Origin of the sequence: Photobacterium pectinilyticum, assembly GCF_024357955.1 — a bacterium.
Lineage (GTDB): Bacteria > Pseudomonadota > Gammaproteobacteria > Enterobacterales > Vibrionaceae > Photobacterium > Photobacterium pectinilyticum.
Window position 1 is genome coordinate 154010 of record NZ_JANEYT010000003.1, and the last position, 16032, is coordinate 170041.

The 16032-nt window shown below is 43.4% G+C and carries 12 protein-coding genes; 7 read left to right on the forward strand and 5 right to left on the reverse strand.

Annotation, left to right across the window (positions count from 1 at the left end):
• Positions 1-501: 501 nt before the first annotated feature.
• The 3 genes from NHN17_RS02665 to NHN17_RS02675 all read left to right on the forward strand — a co-directional run bounded on the left by NHN17_RS02665 (position 502) and on the right by NHN17_RS02675 (position 2863).
• The gene (locus NHN17_RS02665; protein WP_255040574.1) at positions 502-864 is read left to right on the forward strand and encodes a DUF6152 family protein; all 363 of its coding nucleotides are present in this window, start codon (positions 502-504) and stop codon (positions 862-864) included.
• A gap of 9 nt (positions 865-873) precedes the next feature.
• The gene (locus tag NHN17_RS02670; RefSeq protein WP_255040575.1) at positions 874-1332 is read left to right on the forward strand and encodes a hypothetical protein; all 459 of its coding nucleotides are present in this window, start codon (positions 874-876) and stop codon (positions 1330-1332) included.
• Between the two features lie 712 nt (positions 1333-2044).
• The gene (locus tag NHN17_RS02675; protein ID WP_255040576.1) at positions 2045-2863 is read left to right on the forward strand and encodes a phosphate ABC transporter substrate-binding protein; all 819 of its coding nucleotides are present in this window, start codon (positions 2045-2047) and stop codon (positions 2861-2863) included.
• A gap of 91 nt (positions 2864-2954) precedes the next feature.
• Here the strand turns inward: NHN17_RS02675 and NHN17_RS02680 are convergent, their stop codons facing one another.
• A complete protein-coding gene (locus tag NHN17_RS02680) occupies positions 2955-3803 on the reverse strand; it encodes a sulfurtransferase (protein ID WP_255040577.1) in 849 nt (282 codons plus the stop codon).
• Positions 3804-4018: 215 nt separating this feature from the next.
• Here NHN17_RS02680 and NHN17_RS02685 point away from each other — a divergent pair, with 215 nt between their 5' ends.
• On the forward strand, positions 4019-5011 hold the full coding sequence (locus NHN17_RS02685; protein WP_255040578.1) for a lipid A deacylase LpxR family protein: 993 nt from the start codon (positions 4019-4021) through the stop codon (positions 5009-5011).
• An 89-nt stretch (positions 5012-5100) separates the two neighbouring features.
• Here NHN17_RS02685 and NHN17_RS02690 read toward each other — a convergent pair whose 3' ends face one another.
• Positions 5101-5925, reverse strand: coding sequence for a DUF5718 family protein (locus NHN17_RS02690; protein WP_255040579.1), 825 nt, complete (start codon positions 5923-5925; stop codon positions 5101-5103).
• Positions 5926-6256: 331 nt separating this feature from the next.
• Here NHN17_RS02690 and NHN17_RS02695 point away from each other — a divergent pair, with 331 nt between their 5' ends.
• Positions 6257-7387 (forward strand): S1 family peptidase, encoded by a 1131-nt coding sequence (locus NHN17_RS02695; protein WP_255040580.1) that lies wholly within the window; start codon positions 6257-6259, stop codon positions 7385-7387.
• Between the two features lie 229 nt (positions 7388-7616).
• On the opposite strand, the gene NHN17_RS02700 is transcribed toward NHN17_RS02695, so the two are convergent.
• Positions 7617-10769 carry an efflux RND transporter permease subunit gene (locus tag NHN17_RS02700; RefSeq protein ID WP_255040581.1) on the reverse strand — a complete coding sequence of 1051 codons (3153 nt, stop codon included), beginning with the start codon at positions 10767-10769 and terminating at the stop codon, positions 7617-7619.
• Positions 10770-10771: 2 nt separating this feature from the next.
• Positions 10772-11893, reverse strand: a complete 1122-nt coding sequence (locus tag NHN17_RS02705) for an efflux RND transporter periplasmic adaptor subunit (protein ID WP_255040582.1) — start codon at positions 11891-11893, stop codon at positions 10772-10774.
• Between the two features lie 337 nt (positions 11894-12230).
• Between NHN17_RS02705 and NHN17_RS02710 the strand changes: the two genes are divergently transcribed.
• The gene (locus tag NHN17_RS02710) at positions 12231-13172 is read left to right on the forward strand and encodes a precorrin-2 dehydrogenase/sirohydrochlorin ferrochelatase family protein (RefSeq protein WP_255040583.1); all 942 of its coding nucleotides are present in this window, start codon (positions 12231-12233) and stop codon (positions 13170-13172) included.
• Between the two features lie 216 nt (positions 13173-13388).
• On the opposite strand, the gene NHN17_RS02715 is transcribed toward NHN17_RS02710, so the two are convergent.
• Positions 13389-13868 (reverse strand): DUF1097 domain-containing protein, encoded by a 480-nt coding sequence (locus NHN17_RS02715; protein ID WP_255040584.1) that lies wholly within the window; start codon positions 13866-13868, stop codon positions 13389-13391.
• A gap of 376 nt (positions 13869-14244) precedes the next feature.
• Between NHN17_RS02715 and nagZ the strand changes: the two genes are divergently transcribed.
• Entirely contained in the window at positions 14245-15249 is a 1005-nt protein-coding gene (gene nagZ / locus NHN17_RS02720) for a beta-N-acetylhexosaminidase (RefSeq protein WP_255040585.1), read from the forward strand.
• Positions 15250-16032 lie beyond the last annotated feature (783 nt).

Consider the following 16032-nt stretch of genomic DNA (forward strand, 5'->3'; position numbering starts at 1 on the left):
CACAAACCATCAAATGTTACAATATTGTAAACCGAAATATTTCGTTACACTCTTTATATATCAAAGAGTTCAGCTTGCTACCAGAGCTCAATCTTTGTTTGCAGAAATGCGACCGAGTTAACACAACTGATACTGAGGGAATGATCTAAAAACTAACAAACCGAATAGAAATTCAGACTTTCTGTATTAGCATTGTTTTTTATATATTCCGTTAATAAAAATACTGCCTCAAATTAGCTTTTTATTGGTTTCTAACACTGAATATACGTACGATACAAGCACCATATTACCCCGATAACCTGAGTGTTCCGGATTCAACTCTAGCCATCTCAACTTCACAGGATGACTTAGTAAACACTTAGTTAGTGTTACCCTGTTGATAGCTTTGCAAAAAATTCCATTCAACTGTGCTATACACCTCTGGACAATTCCGAGTTACGAACCATAGAGCGTTCTGACTGTTTACATTACTTCTAGGTTAACCCACTCCTAGGAGGGAATATGTTAAAGCGTACTTTCTTTTTTACTCTTATATCTTTTGTGTTGGTGTCTTTCGCGGCGGCGCATCATGGCTGGCGTTGGACGACGGGTAATAACATTGAACTAACCGGCATTATCGTCGAGCTTAAGCTGGGCAACCCGCATGGGGAGTTAACGGTAAAGTCTGAAGACGATATCTGGACGGTAGAAGTTGGCCAACCTTACCGCAATGATCGTGCTGGTTTAATGCCGGGCGATTTGGCCAAAGATGTTGAGGTAAAAATTGAGGGGGAACCTTCAGCCGATATAGAACAAAAATTAATGAAGGCGGAGCGTATTTGGATTGACGGTGTGCTCTACGATCTTTATCCAAACCGCGATTAGAGCAGCGCGATGTTGGAAGTCTGGCTCGAAGCCTTAGCGCTAACGCCTGTCGCCCAGTGGGTTCGGTTTTCTCGTTGGAGTTATGCGGTAATCAATACCCTGCATGTTCTTGGTATCGCGCTGTTAGTAGGCGCGATCATCCCGTTAGATTTAAAACGCATCGGCCTGTGGCGCAGTATAACACTCGAACAGCTTGCTCATGTGCTCGTTCCTGTCGCTGTTAGCGGTTTCGTTATTGCGGTTATCTCAGGTGTGTTGCTTTTTATGGCTGGTCCAAGCGATTACTTCGCGCTAAGTATTTTTCTATTCAAGTTGCTGTGCATCGCTTTCGCGGTGGCAAATGCGGTCTACTTTCATTGGCGTATGAGTTATGCTGTCCCGTTCAACCAGCAGCGCCTCGTCGGTTTTGTGTCGTTAATACTGTGGCTTTGCGCATTAGTAGCAGGTCGATTTATCGCTTATGTCTAATGGTTGCGAACAAGTAGCGGGGTCAGGTCTTGCCTTTTGCCCCCATTAGCTGAAGTTTCCTAAGTCCCAAACTTTACCAATCGATTTTGCATCAGCTACAACTAATTTTGGGGCAGACTGATTTAGCTGCTGTTATTACATAGCAGCTCTTGACCACCTACGACATGTCGATGTGACTTTCATATTGAACCTGTTTACAACACAGATATCCTCACTGCTGCTACAACAGAACTATTAAGTCGACACTAAGGTATCGCTTCTAATACCTTACTGTTCACTTGATTGAAAACAGAAATCAAAAATCATATGGCCAACCCGTCTCATCCGATGGCATGTTTGCCCTAGGTCATTACCAAGCAAGCTGTTCTAAAATAGCATCTATTTACTATTAGATAGGGAACTCACATCAACCGTACCGTATACCTGGCATACATGTCGTAACACAACATCTCACTATCAATGTTCAGAAGTAAACCGAAGAAATCTGCATCTACCGGAAACCCGAATTCAGATAAAATCTGCCTTTTAAAATAAACACTTAATATTCAGTTCGCTAACTACTTCTTATCAGTCTCATTCACCCGGAAAGGATTTCATATGAGACTGGAAAGCACAACATTACTATTCTATTAGCCTGTACTTTTCACATTAGTGTCATAAACCCGTAATAAGATTAGCGCAAACCTTTTCTGGTGTCCTTTGGAGAATAGAAATGCTTACCAGAACAACTCTTTGCGCCCTTATTGTTAGCATGGCTTTTTCGGTTCAAGCGAAAGAAACGGTCACTGTTACAGGCTCAACGTCTGCAAGTCATATTGTTGAGGTACTGGCCGAGACTTACTCAAGTGAAAATAAAGAAACACAGATTGAAGTACAGGGTATTGGATCTTCTGCTGGAATCAATGCCGTAAAGCAGAACGTTGCTGATTTAGGTATGAGTTCCCGTTACCTGAAGCCCGAGGAGATCAAGCCTGATATCTCAACCGTGACCATCGCCCATGACGGTATTGCACTGGTTGTACATAAAGAAAACCCAGTAGCAAACCTCAATAAAGCTCAAGTCGAAAAGATCTATCACGGTGAAATCACCAACTGGAATGAAGTTGGCGGTCCAGATCTAAAAATTGCTGTTGTTAGCCGTGAAAACGCGTCGGGATCGCGTTTTTCTTTTGAAGACTTTATGGGGCTAACTCAGCAAATCAAAGGCCATACGGTATCGGATATAAACCCACAGGTACTAATCGTTAATACCAATGGTACTGTTAAGAGTTTGGTTTCTCGTAACAAACACGCACTAGGCTATGTCTCTCTAGGCTCTGTCGACGACTCTATCAAAGCACTCGACTTTGACGGTGTGTCCCCATCTCTAGAAAATCTTGAGTCCGGCAAATACAAAATCTCTCGCCCTTTCTTGATGCTATATAAAGAAAAGCAGCTAAACGAAGATGCACAGCAATTTGTTGATTTTGTGATGTCTACATCGGGCCAAAGCCTTATTGAACAACGTGGATACGTATCTGTTATCAACTAAATTACGTATTCCTAATCAATAAGTTAACAACAGGCACAGTGCATTAAAACTGTGCCTTTATACCAAAAATCATGTTTACTTGGGTATATCATTAAACAATAGGGTATTTGTAAGTTGACCCCCACTCCGTCCAAGACCCATCATATACGGTAAGCCTCTCCCGCCCCGATAGCTCTGCTGCCAGCGCCAAAATACAAGCCGTAACACCAGAGCCGCAACTGAAAATTAGCCGTTGATCAACGTTACTCACCGCATCAAACCGCTTCTTCAATTGATCTGATGGTAAGAAATATCCGTCCTTGAGTAACTGGCCGAATGGTAGACTCTTCGCACTTGGCATATGACCACTTCTGACCCCTTCCCTCGGCTCTTTCTGGGTTCCATAAAATCTCGCTGCCGCCCTAGCATCCAAGACTTGAACGTCCGGAGTATTGAGTTTCTCATACAAGCTGTCACCATCGATGACCCATTGTGGTTGGTATTGTGCGTCAAAGTCACCAGCTACCGGCGAAACAGGCTCGCCAGCCTCAAGACGGTTTCCGGCAATTTCCCATGCTGGCAGCCCACCGTCGAGTACAGCAACATTGTCATGCCCCATTGCACGGAACATCCACCACACTCTCGGTGCAGAAAAAACACCTTGGCTGTCATAAACCACAACTTGACTGCGATTGGATATGCCCAGTTTTTCAACTTCGTCAGCAAAATGCGACGGCTCAGGTAACATATGAGGAAATAACGCTGCGGGATGAGCAATTTTTTTATCAAAATCAAAAAAACGGGCATTAGGTATGCGTCTATCTCGCCATTCCTGTAGAGCATTTCTATCTGAACCAGGTAAAAACCAGCTAGCATCAAGTACGACTATTTCAGGATCCGACAAATGTTCAACCAGCCAAGAAACCGATACTAATGGCGATGTAATTTTGGGCACTGACATTCCTTTTCCTTATAAATCGGACATTCACAAAGATTTACGCTTATTCACTAAAAAAACTAGCGATAAATCACTTCCTTTCGATATGATGAAGACATTAATGGATGAACCAGTTTGTATACACAATTCAATTTAGTCGCTGTTTAATAAAAACTAAAAGTACGATTAACGCATTCACTATTGAATCTCATCCTGTTTGTTGTACCAAAGGATTAGCAATGAAACAATTTTCACCCGTACTTTTCGCTTGTCTTTCTGCTCTCGCTCCCAATGCCCTCGCATACAACTCGGGAAGTTTTTCGTTTTCGATGGACAATGACGGAATCGTCGGCACAGATCAGAATTACACCAATGGTATTTTCCTTGAATACAACTCACCCTATTCAGCAGATCTGACACAGACGGCGCCAACACCGATCCGTCAGATCAGTCAATATTTGCCATTGGCAGAAGACACGAAACAAGGTTGGAGCTTAACGCTCGGGCAGCAGATGTGGACACCAGAAGATATTGAGGCCCTTGAACCACCTGAAAATGAGCGCCCTTATGCAGGCTTACTCTTCTTAGAAACCAGTGCATACCAGTATTCGCCTACCTTCGTGGATAAATACAGCTTTATGGTCGGAATGATTGGCCCCAACTCGTTTGCCGAACAGGGTCAAAAGTTCATTCATGCGATCGTTGGATCCGATGAGCCTATGGGATGGGATTACCAGATAGAGAATACTCTTGTCTTCAACCTAGGCTATCAAGGCCACCGCTTGCTTACCCGTCAACAGGCTTATTTGATGGACGATTATGATCTCAGTGGTACGGGGCGAATCAATGTAGGTAACTATCAAAGTGAGCTTGCTATTGGTGGTGTTGCTCGTTGGGGTAACAATCTGGCAGATAATTTCGGTACAACTGGCTTCTCTCCGGGCAACTTTGTTGATGTCGGTGTGTTATCTTCAAGCCGATCTGGGTGTTTCCTATTTGCCGGCATCGAAGGGCGTTACCGCTTAAACGATATAACCATTGACGGTGATCGCCCAAGTGAAGTTCCTGATACCAATGTTGAACACTGGCAAGCCACTGCGGTATTTGGTGGCGTGTTCTACCAACCCAAATGGGGTGTCAGTCTGAGCTTCGCAACCAATACAGCAGAATTTAAAGAAGCTAAACACCGTTCCAATTCAAATGGCTCTTTAGAGGTTTTCTGGCGACTATAAATAATCAATCGACATACGCTCGCAACCAAACGTCACACTGTAATGTTTGTATAGAAAAAGCACTGTTTTCACAGTGCTTTTTAATTATCTTAAGCGACGGATTGAACCAACGCCGAAATACCCTGCTCGGCAAACGACTGCTTTTCCGCCATCGCTGTAATATCCTCAGGAGTATAAACCGTACCATCGTAAACGACCACCATGCTGGTATCGCCTGATTTCAGGAACGTCGTTTCACCAAATTCAGTGTAGCGAGTGGCACCTATACTGATCACGGCCTGTGATGGGTAACCTGCATTTTCCAGAAAATCGGCAATATTTTCTGTTGGGCCTATATCTTGTTGATTGTTCATACGATCAACAATCCAGTTCAACAGCTTTTCATGAAAGTAGCTGTAGCCCACTACTGGGCTGTCTTCACCGTAGCGCGATACCGTCTCACCACGTTTATGGAAGCTGGCGATACGGAAGTTATCCAACTTGCCTCCTTCCCGAAGATGATCAATGTCAATAACCTGTGATGAAATCCCTTTGGTATTTACACCCCAGTTTTTCTTTTCACTGATTTTCTTCGCATTAGGTTTACGAATAGAACAATCATTATATGCAGCGAAACCATGTGGTTTAATGGCAACGACCTTATTGTCCTGATATTCAATATCACAAACCAATGCCACTTCAGGTTCGATTTGCAAGTTATCAGCATCGTTTGGAGGAATAATGGTATCGGATGATAATGGGTAAGTAGAAAGGAACCCAGCCTTTTCTGATGGCACATAGAAAGGGAAAATCGCTTTAGGCTGTACCGCTTCTTTAACCTCGACCGCTAAAAAATCTTTGTCTTCACCTGCTTGCTCTAAGTGCCCGGCAAAATTGCCTGCAACACCAAAACCAATGACGTGCTTGTAAGTCATACTCTGCAACTCTTTGTTATTACTAAATATCAGATTGTATTATAACGTGCTAGTGCAACAATCTCGATCAGAAGATCTCAACGGTTTGCATTAAATCAACATTCATCCCTTACCTCTAAAACCCCAAAAATGCATTGACCCAGTGAATAACTGGTAACCCTGTCACATAAAGCACTTTTTTGACTGGAAATGTTAATCACAGTCTTTACCATACCCTCCATAAAAACAGCGTACATTTACTAGCAAGAGCATTGTTGGCCGATGTGTTTAACAACTTCCATCTATTGATGGCCAACTTTTTTATTTAGCTCAAGAACAAACAAAGGATGTTATGAAATTAAAATATACCCCCGTTGCTGTCGCACTAGCTTGCTTGTCCGTTGCTCCTAGTTTCGCTAATGAACCCAATATTCAAGCACGTGTACTGAACGGTGAAGAAGCCAGTAAACTATCATCTGATTTACTTTTACCGTGGCAGGCAGCATTCCTTACAGAGCCACAACTCAATGACGGTACTTATATCACTTCCGGCTGTGGAGCTGTTGTTATCAGCGATTTTTGGGCTGTTACTGCTGCTCATTGTATAGAGTCGTTTATGAGTAACACTCTAATAGCAGGTACAAATATTATTAAAAACAAAGTGGGGACTGCCGACAGTATCGATGGAAAATATAAATTTGAGATCACCGACAAGATTGTACACAGTGGTTACGATTCCAGCCTGGCATTGGATCATGATATCGCACTGCTCAAGGTCAATCGTTCAATGCTTGAAGTCGCTCAACCAATTAAAATAGCCACCCAGCAAGAACAAGAAGCCGCCAATAACCAATTTGCCAATACTTGGAACCCAATCGGTTACTCTAAGGCTAACCTCATCGCCTCTGGATGGGGTTACACCGAACCTAAATTTGACCAACCTGATGAATTAATGGTTGTGAAATTAGGCGGTATTCCAATGACTGATTGTGATGCTGACTATCCACTCAGTGAAGAATCTCACTTTGTTTGTGCTGACAGTAACACCCCCGAAATAAAGAAAGATGTATGTCGAGGTGATTCAGGTGGCCCGCTAGTTTGGCAGATTTCAGATAAATCAGGAGATAGTGATTTTGGTCTTCGTGTTATTGGTGTAACCAGTAACGGTCCATACTGCCACCTAAAAGAAAATGGAGATGCAGCAGCGCAGAAGAACGGTCTTTATACCGAACTTGCACACTATTATGCATGGATTGAGGCTAAAACGAACTTAGACCTCGCATCGCAAGTCACACCGACTTTTAGTGTGGATCCATTTGTTAAAGTCAGTGACCCAGAAAACAAAACGGGAACAAGCCCAAGTGGTTCAGGTGGCGGTGGTAGTCTTCCACTCTCTGGTTTGATCGGCCTGGCTGCCCTCGCCCTTGCTCGCCGGAAAGCTTATACCAACCTACATAAATATTTGATCAGTCTTGCTGGTTAAAATCGCTGTTTTCTGCGTTAGATATTTTGTAATTAGAGCCACTAGTTACTGCAATATCAGCCTTGATAACAACGATTTTTCCAGTGCAAATGCTTGATCAACGACTTATCCAGATTGGTATTACTCATTGTTTTCTAAAAATTTGGCATAAATTGTCTTACAACCATAAAAAAGCTCCCATCAAAGGGAGCTTTTTGGTTCAAGCTTTACTCAATATTCAGCGAGAGAGTTATTCATCATCCAATGGAATCAACTTGGTTGAACCACCGTGGAATTTCTCACGACGACGCTGAACCAGCGCGAAGAAGCCAGGGATCAGGAAGGTACCTGCCAACAACACGCACAGTAGACCACCAGTCAGTGAAATACCTAGTGAGTTCTGACTGATATGGCCTGCACCGTTTGCGAAGATCAAAGGCAGAATACCCAAGATAAACGACCAAGAAGTCATGTTTACCGCACGGAAACGTAGCTTACCACCACGAACCGCTGCTTGTTCGATATCCAACTCTTTCTCTTCACGCTCAACCTTGGCAAATTCTACAATCAAGATGGCGTTTTTCGCCGCAAGTGCAATCAAGAGAACCAAACCTATCTGAGCATACAAGTTCAACGGTGTCCCCGTCAAAGCAAGTGCCAAGAATGAACCCAATGTCGCCACAGGAACAACAAGGATAATGGCCAACGGAATACTCCAACTCTCGTACTGCGCCACCATGAACAGGTAGATAAATACAAGTGCGAGTGCAAAGGCGTAAATAGCTTGGTTACCGGCTTTTACTTCTTGGTAAGCCATACCCGTCCACTCATACTGATAACCTTGAGGTAGGATATCAGCAGCAACACGTTCCATGGCTGCGATTGCATCACCACTTGAGTAACCCGGTGCTGGACTCCCTTGGATAACAGCTGAGCGGTACATGTTGTAACGCCACGCTACATCAGGTTCAAATACCTGCTCTACCGACGTAATAGTACTTAGTGGGATCATATCACCAGAAGATGAACGCACGTGGAATCGCTCTAACGCCTCTAGGCCATCACGGTAATCACTGTCTGCCTGCACGGTTACACGGAAATTCTTACCGTACATCGTGAAGTCATTCACATACATTGAACCAAGGTTACCTTGCAGCGTTTGGAAAATTTCCGTCAGCGGAATACCCAGTTGCTTCGCTTTCACTCGGTCAACATCAATGTAGTAGTGAGGTACATTGGCGCGGAATGTACTAAAGGTAAACTGAATTTCAGGTTGCTGATTAGCCGCCTGAATCATTTCACCCATGACATTGGCTAGGTCAGTTCGGCTTCGACCCAACGTATCTTCAAGTACAAACTCAAAGCCATCCGCCGCACCCATGCCAGGTACCGCTGGTGCCCCCATAGCGAAAACAATTGCTTCTGGCAATTCCATTGCAGCCCGACCATTTACACGGCTCGAAATTGCAAAGGATGAGTGCTCGCCGTCCATTGCATTTCGTTCATCCCAATCTTTTAATTTGATGAACAAAGATGCACCGTTTGACGCTGCGGCCCCCGTTAGGAATGCATAACCGTTCGCAACGGTAATACCCTCAATACCCGGCTCATCCGCAAGGATTTCCTGTAGCTTTTCAGTTGTTTCTTCAGTACGAGACAGAGAAGCGGAGTCTGGAAGCTGAACGTTAACCAGCAAGATACCTTTATCTTCCGTCGGTACAAATGCAGTTGACGTTGTTTTCGATAGGAAAGTAACGGCACCTACAGCAAGAACAAAGAAAGCAACAAGCAACGCGGCTTTGCGCACCATGAAACCTGCGATGGAGCCGTACTTCAACGTCACCTTATCAAGGCCACGGTTAAAGATTTCGAACCAACGTGCTGTGTTGCCACCACCTTGCTTTAGGACTAGCGAACACAGTGCCGGTGAAAGCGTCAATGCATTGATCGAGGAGATCACAACCGAGATACAGATTGTCAGGGCAAACTGACGATACATAATACCGGTGATACCAGGCAACATTGCAACTGGGATGAATACTGCCAGCAGTACCATCGTTGAAGTCACAATCGGACCCGTAACCTCTTTCATCGCGATTAAGGTTGCTTTTGCCGGTGTCAGGCTTGGATCACGTTTCATATTGGTATCAACTTGCTCGATAACCAGAATCGCATCATCCACCACGATACCGATAGCCAAGATCAGACCGAACAAGGTTACTGTATTGATGGTAAAACCAGCCGCCAACATGATGGCGAAAGTACCGATTAAAGATACTGGAATCGCCACAACCGGGATCAACGTTGAACGCACACTACCTAGGAACATATAAGTTACAGCGATTACCAGCAAGATTGCCTGAATCAAGGTAATAACTACCCCTTTGATAGACTCAGAAACAAACAAGGTTGTATCATAACTGGTTTCATATTCCATCCCTTCAGGGAAATCCGCACTCATACCCTCAAGCAGATCCATTACTGCCTGACCACTTTCAAGTGCGTTAGCATCTGACTGGAGGTTCAATGCAACAATCGAAGCCGGTTGATTACGGAACATGCCGTTACCACTGTAGAACTTCTTACCCAGTTCAACACGAGCAACATCCTTCAGGTAAACCATCGAACCGTCATTGTTCGCACGAAGAACTACATTCTGGAACTCTTCAACAGTTTGTAGGCGACCTTTTGTTACTAGGTTGAACTGAACTTCTTGCGGGTTGTTATATGGTGCGGCACCGACTTGGCCAGCTGCAACCTGCACATTCTGCTCAGACAAAGCGGCATTGATATCAGAAGTGGTCAGGTTCAGGTTGGCCATTTTCTCAGGGTTTAGCCAAACACGCATTGCGTATTCACCACCACCAATAACGTTAACCTCACTGATACCTTTAACACGCGCCAGCTGATCTTTCACATTAAGGTTAATGTAATTAATCAGGAACTGATCGTCATAGTTACCGTCTGGTGAATAGAAGTTAAGAACCATCAACAAGTCAGGAGAGCGCTTCTTAACCGTAACCCCCACCATACGCACTTCGGCAGGTAATTTAGACTCAATCTGAGAAACACGGTTCTGAACATTTACCTGAGCCATGTCAGGATCAGTACCAATATCAAACGTCACGTTCAGGCTATACGAACCATCGTTCGCACTTTTTGAAGACATGTAAATCATGTTTTCAACGCCGTTGACTGACGCCTCTATCGGGTCGGCAATTGCCTCTTCGACTGTTTCCGCACTTGCACCAGAATAGTATGCTGTAACGCCAACTGATGGCGGACTGATTTTAGGATATTCCGCCACGGGCAAGTTCAGGACGGCAATCGCCCCCGCCAGCGTTAGAATAATTGAAATAACCAGCGCGAACTTAGGGCGCTGGATAAAAAAGCGACTTAGCATGATTACTCTTGCGCCCCTGTTTCTTCAAGTCGTACTGTTACACCGTTACGCACACGCTGAAGGCCTTTCGTCATAACAACATCTTCGCTGTCAATACCTTCGGCAATGATGATGCCATGCTCGGTCTGAGGCCCTAGAACCACATTGCGGCGTTCGGCAACATTGTTATCCGCAAGTACCATGACAAAGTCACCTTCCAAGTCACTTTGAACAGCACGACGTGGAATCACGATACGTTTTACAGGCTCTCTTTCACGCAGGAAGACTTGAACATGTTGACCAGGAAGCAGGGATTGCGCTGGGTTTGCAAAGCTTGCACGCATTGCAATCGTACCAGTGTTCAAATCAATGCGGTTGCCAATGAAATCAACCGTACCTAACTCACCGTACTCTTTACCATTTGTAAGAGTAAGAACAACTTCTACATCACCCTGCCCTTCACCTGCACCGTCAAGGCTATCAATACCAAGATTCAAACGCTCTCGCTCGCTCACATTAAAAGAAGCTTGAATCGGGTCTAGACTAACCAATGTCGTTAGTACACCGGAACTTGGCGAAACAAGATCACCAATACTGGCCTTACTATCACTAATGCGGCCAGTAAATGGTGCGGTAATTTTAGTGAATGACAAATCAACTTGCGCTGATTTCAACTGAGCACCAGCCGCTTTAAGCTGCGCTTCTGCACTCAGTTTTTCTGCTGTTAGGCGATCGTATTCAGATTGGCTAATACTGCCTTTTGGCAACAAATTTTGGCCACGCTTCCAGTCCAAATCGGCACGCTTTAATGTAGCTTCAGCTTGTGCGATAGCAGCCGCTGCACTTGCCACACGAGCTTCATAGGCTGCTGGTTCAATTTCAAAAAGCACCTGTCCTTTTTCAACAACCTCACCTTCATTGAACGAACGTGCTTTAAGGTAACCTGAAACCTGAGCTGTGATAGCCACATCTTCAATTGCTTCAGTCCTTCCGACAAACTGTTTCCCCTGTTGATAATCAATCACAGTTACTGGCTGTACCGCGACTAAAGGAGCCATTCCCCCAGCAGGACCAGACAACTTATCGCCACAACCAACAAGCAGGCTTGAGCTTATCAGTGTCGCAATCATAAGTTTTTTATTCATATTGCCGACCATCTTAAATTTATGTAAAAAGTACGCTTAAAGTTTGTTATATTCAATCACTAGGTCAATCAACAAACGAACAATCATTTTGCTTAAATTTTAGTGACTTGAAGGTTATTTAAGGTTTCAAAAAAAATCTATCATTATAGTTCACATAAACTAGCATTATGCCTTTAATCCAAGCTGAACAGTCATGAGTAATGAAACATTTTCACCAAACAAGTATTTCAATTTATTTCAAACCTTGTAATTTTGTGCTTTCATAGTAACTAGAAAAAGTTATGACGACAAGTCAGACACTTAGAGACAGCACATTTACCCATGAAGAATATCTAATATGGACTATTTCCCAATTTTTCTTTCTGTAAAACAGAGAAAAGTAACAGTAATAGGCGGTGGTGAAGTCGCCTGCAGAAAAGTAGACTTGCTTCGTAAAGCTGATGCATCCATTCACGTTGTTTCCCCAAAGCTTCACAACTACTTAGCGACACTAGCAAACAGTGGACATATTCATTGGGTAAATAAATGTTACGAAAAATGTGATCTCGAAGGCAGTTATCAAGTTTGGGCCACGACTAACTGCCCATCACTGAATCATCGAGTACACCAAGATGCAACAGCTCTCGGTATCTGGATTAATGTGGTCGATGATAAAGACTACTGTGATTTCATCACCCCATCCATAGTCGATAGAAGCCCAATCCAAGTAGCCATCTCAAGCGGTGGTGCATCCCCTGTTCTCGTTAGGTATCTGCGGGAAAAACTGGAAACCCAACTACCTCATAATTTATCACTATTAGCCAGCTATGCAGGTGAGCAAAGAGAACGGATAAAGCAGCATTTTTCAACGGTTGATGAAAGACGTAAATTTTGGGAGTTATACTTCCGTCACTCCGCTGTAGAGCAAGCCCAAACAAAAGAAGAACTGGAGCAAGTCTTTGTCGATCTGCTCAATCACGATGCTGAAGCATCAGGCGCATTGTATTTGATAGAAACAGGATCCGACACCGAACTGCTCACTTTAAAAGCGTTACGTTTAATGCAACAGGCAGAGTTTGTTCTCTACCCAAGTGAAGCCGGTGCTGATGATGAATTTGTTGATTTATGTCGAAGGGACGCCGATAGAGCCCCCTACGAAGGCGGGAACCTAATATCACAAGTACAACAGATGCTTGATGAAGGGTTGCGAGTCTGCATCCTTGCTCCGAAAGATAAAGCACCTGAGGTGTTGAAACCCCTTGAGCAACCTTTCTCTGGACTCTATATTCCTTGCCTCTAACCACACATAAAAAAGCCGCAAATTGCGGCTTTTTCTTCAAATCTATCACTGTTTTATACCAATCTGGATAAGTCGTTGATCAAGTATTTGCACTGGAAAAATCGTTGTTATCAAGGCAGATATTGCAGTAACTAGTGGCTCTAATTACAAAATATCTTACGCAGAGAGCAGCGATTTTAACCAGCAAGACTGATCAAGTATTTATGTAGGTTGGTATTACTCTACTGGCGCAAGGGTTCTCACAGTTTTTGCCAACTTCTGTTGTAACCACAGACCTGAAGCTTTCATTGAATAACCAAAAAAAACACCTAGAACCAATGATGGAACGACAATCTGCCAGTCTCCACCAGCTGCAAATGTCGCACAAGAACCAATAAACGTGCCCGGAATAAAGCTAAACCATGCTTGTTTAGCTTGAAAACACATAAAGAAAGCAACAACGGCCGTAATAACGTAACCGATGATCTCAATGCCGACTTCAGAAGAAAGGTGAATAATAACCATTGCCCAAAACACGCCACTCATTGTTGTGGCCAAGCTGAGGAGCAAGCCCTTCACGCCATCTTTAGGAGAAGCAAAGTATGCGGTACAACCGAGGAAGCCAGCCCAGCTTAACAATCCGAGAGATACAGCTACCCATCCCCAAATACCCGATAGAATTCCGGTTGTAATTGCAATTGCGACCAAAGTTGACATATTTCACTTTCCTAATTGGACAATCAAGGAAACAGTTTAAGTGACAACATCTCACAAAAAAGCGCCTTTGATCACATTTTAAGTGCAACAAAAGCTCATTGCAGTAAGCATATGTTCAACGCAACTTAACTTCCCTTTTAAATCAGAGATTTATTTCAACTTCATTATGTTTCACAATATTAATGAAATCCATTACACAACTCAGTGTTTACCATGATAAACAATAGTTGGCCCTATGAGCATTATTAATGTCTTGTTCAATTGCCAACAATTGGTCAAATCTCTCTATAATTAAGCGTGTTCATTATGGTATTCCGTCAATATAAGGCATAATTATCTGTTTGTTATTATTAGATAAATTCCGTAAGGAGAATTCATGGGCCCTCTGATGCTTGATGTGGCTGGCTATGAGCTAGACGCAGAAGATCGCGAGATCATCCAACACCCGACCGTCGGCGGAATAATTTTTTTCGCACGAAATTATCATGACCGTGAGCAATTACGTGCGCTAACAAAAGATATTCGCAATACAGCAAAGCGCCCTCTTCTTATTGCTGTTGATCAAGAAGGTGGCCGTGTACAACGTTTCCGTGAAGAATTTACACTGCTCCCGCCAGCAAAAGCCTTTGCTGAAAGCAATGAGGGGAAATCCTTAGCTTATGATGGTGGTTGGCTAATGGCCGCAGAGTTACTTGCCATGGATATAGACCTTAGTCTTGCCCCTGTACTGGACCTCGGATTTGACTGTAAAGCGATTGGTGATAGAGCTTTCTCTGATGATCCTCAACAAGTAATCCAATATGCTTCTGAATTTATCAAGGGCATGAAATTGGCAGGAATGGCAGCAACAGGGAAACATTTTCCAGGCCATGGTGGGGTAATCGCTGACTCACACCTCGAAACCCCTATCGATTCACGCGATATGATTAAAAAACATGATATGACGGTGTTCCAATCGTTGATCGATACCAATCTTCTCGATGCTATGATGCCAGCCCATGTGGTATTTGATCATTATGATTCGTCGCCAGCGAGTGGATCTGAATACTGGCTAAAACAAGTTCTCCGTGAGGAAATGGGCTTCAAAGGCGTCGTTTTTTCTGACGATCTCAATATGAAAGGTGCCGATGTTCTTGGCAGCTATAGCGAACGTGCAATTGCAGCTCAGCGTGCTGGCTGTGACATGGTAATGCTTTGTAATAACCGTAAAGGTGCAATCGAGGCACTGGATGGATTGCCTCAGGCGCAAGTCCCTTCCTTAGAGTCGCTATGCAAAAAGCCAACGGGTGAATATAGAGATTTGATCAACACATCAAAGTGGCAAGAAACAGAAAAACGCATTACTCGCCTTCGCGAACAATGGATGGAGAAGCAAGCGTAACAACCATACGCACCAAGCCATTATATTTACAATAAAAAATCGCCCATAATATTCCCTTGAAGAGTCACAGAATATTAAAAGGGCGATTAATTTTTTCGCAGCCAACCACTGATAGTACTGGTGCAACAGAATATCTAGCCGATCACTCTAACAAAAGTAGTAATTACAAAGAGTCACGAGAGTGATCAACGTCTTTGGAGCATTTCTTCTTTTCTTTGCAGATAATATAAAAAGCACCAACGATGAAGGCGATAACCAGTAAAGTTTCCATAGTCACATAAACCTATGATTTATCAAGAGTGTGAGTACATTTAGCATCTAAATTCCGTCTGTAATTCTAAAGGTTACCACTAAATTAAAAGCAATTTTTAGACTGCGGTCAAGATACCTCACCAGAGCAAAAAATGCACTAAAAAGTTTGCATAATATTCGTGCTAGTTGCATGAAATACCGTACTTTCATGACCAATACGGATTACTGAATATATTGCGGGTAAAGGATAAAATAACTAGACTCTTTTTCGCTAGATTTGTTATCGCCCCAGGTTCGATATTGTTATACCAATCTGGATAAGTCGTTGATCAAGTATTTGCACTGGAAAAATCGTTGATATCAAGGCAGATATTGCAGTAACGAGTGGCTCTAATTACAAAATATCTAACGCAGAGAGCAGCGATTTTAACCAGCAAAACTGATCAAATATTTACCTGATTACCACTAATACTCAGCCCTGTTAACTATACTGATGATAAGTCAGTTCATGAGGCTATTATCATGGCTAAG

Excerpts from the sequence above, each read along its gene's own strand:
- NHN17_RS02665 (WP_255040574.1), top strand. The coding sequence starts at position 502 with ATGTTAAAGCGTACTTTCTTTTTTACTCTTATATCTTTTGTGTTGGTG.
- NHN17_RS02670 (WP_255040575.1), top strand. The coding sequence starts at position 874 with ATGTTGGAAGTCTGGCTCGAAGCCTTAGCGCTAACGCCTGTCGCCCAG.
- NHN17_RS02675 (WP_255040576.1), top strand. The coding sequence starts at position 2,045 with ATGCTTACCAGAACAACTCTTTGCGCCCTTATTGTTAGCATGGCTTTT.
- NHN17_RS02680 (WP_255040577.1), bottom strand. The coding sequence starts at position 3,803 with ATGTCAGTGCCCAAAATTACATCGCCATTAGTATCGGTTTCTTGGCTG.
- NHN17_RS02685 (WP_255040578.1), top strand. The coding sequence starts at position 4,019 with ATGAAACAATTTTCACCCGTACTTTTCGCTTGTCTTTCTGCTCTCGCT.
- NHN17_RS02690 (WP_255040579.1), bottom strand. The coding sequence starts at position 5,925 with ATGACTTACAAGCACGTCATTGGTTTTGGTGTTGCAGGCAATTTTGCC.
- NHN17_RS02695 (WP_255040580.1), top strand. The coding sequence starts at position 6,257 with ATGAAATTAAAATATACCCCCGTTGCTGTCGCACTAGCTTGCTTGTCC.
- NHN17_RS02700 (WP_255040581.1), bottom strand. The coding sequence starts at position 10,769 with ATGCTAAGTCGCTTTTTTATCCAGCGCCCTAAGTTCGCGCTGGTTATT.
- NHN17_RS02705 (WP_255040582.1), bottom strand. The coding sequence starts at position 11,893 with ATGAATAAAAAACTTATGATTGCGACACTGATAAGCTCAAGCCTGCTT.
- NHN17_RS02710 (WP_255040583.1), top strand. The coding sequence starts at position 12,231 with ATGGACTATTTCCCAATTTTTCTTTCTGTAAAACAGAGAAAAGTAACA.
- NHN17_RS02715 (WP_255040584.1), bottom strand. The coding sequence starts at position 13,868 with ATGTCAACTTTGGTCGCAATTGCAATTACAACCGGAATTCTATCGGGT.
- nagZ (WP_255040585.1), top strand. The coding sequence starts at position 14,245 with ATGGGCCCTCTGATGCTTGATGTGGCTGGCTATGAGCTAGACGCAGAA.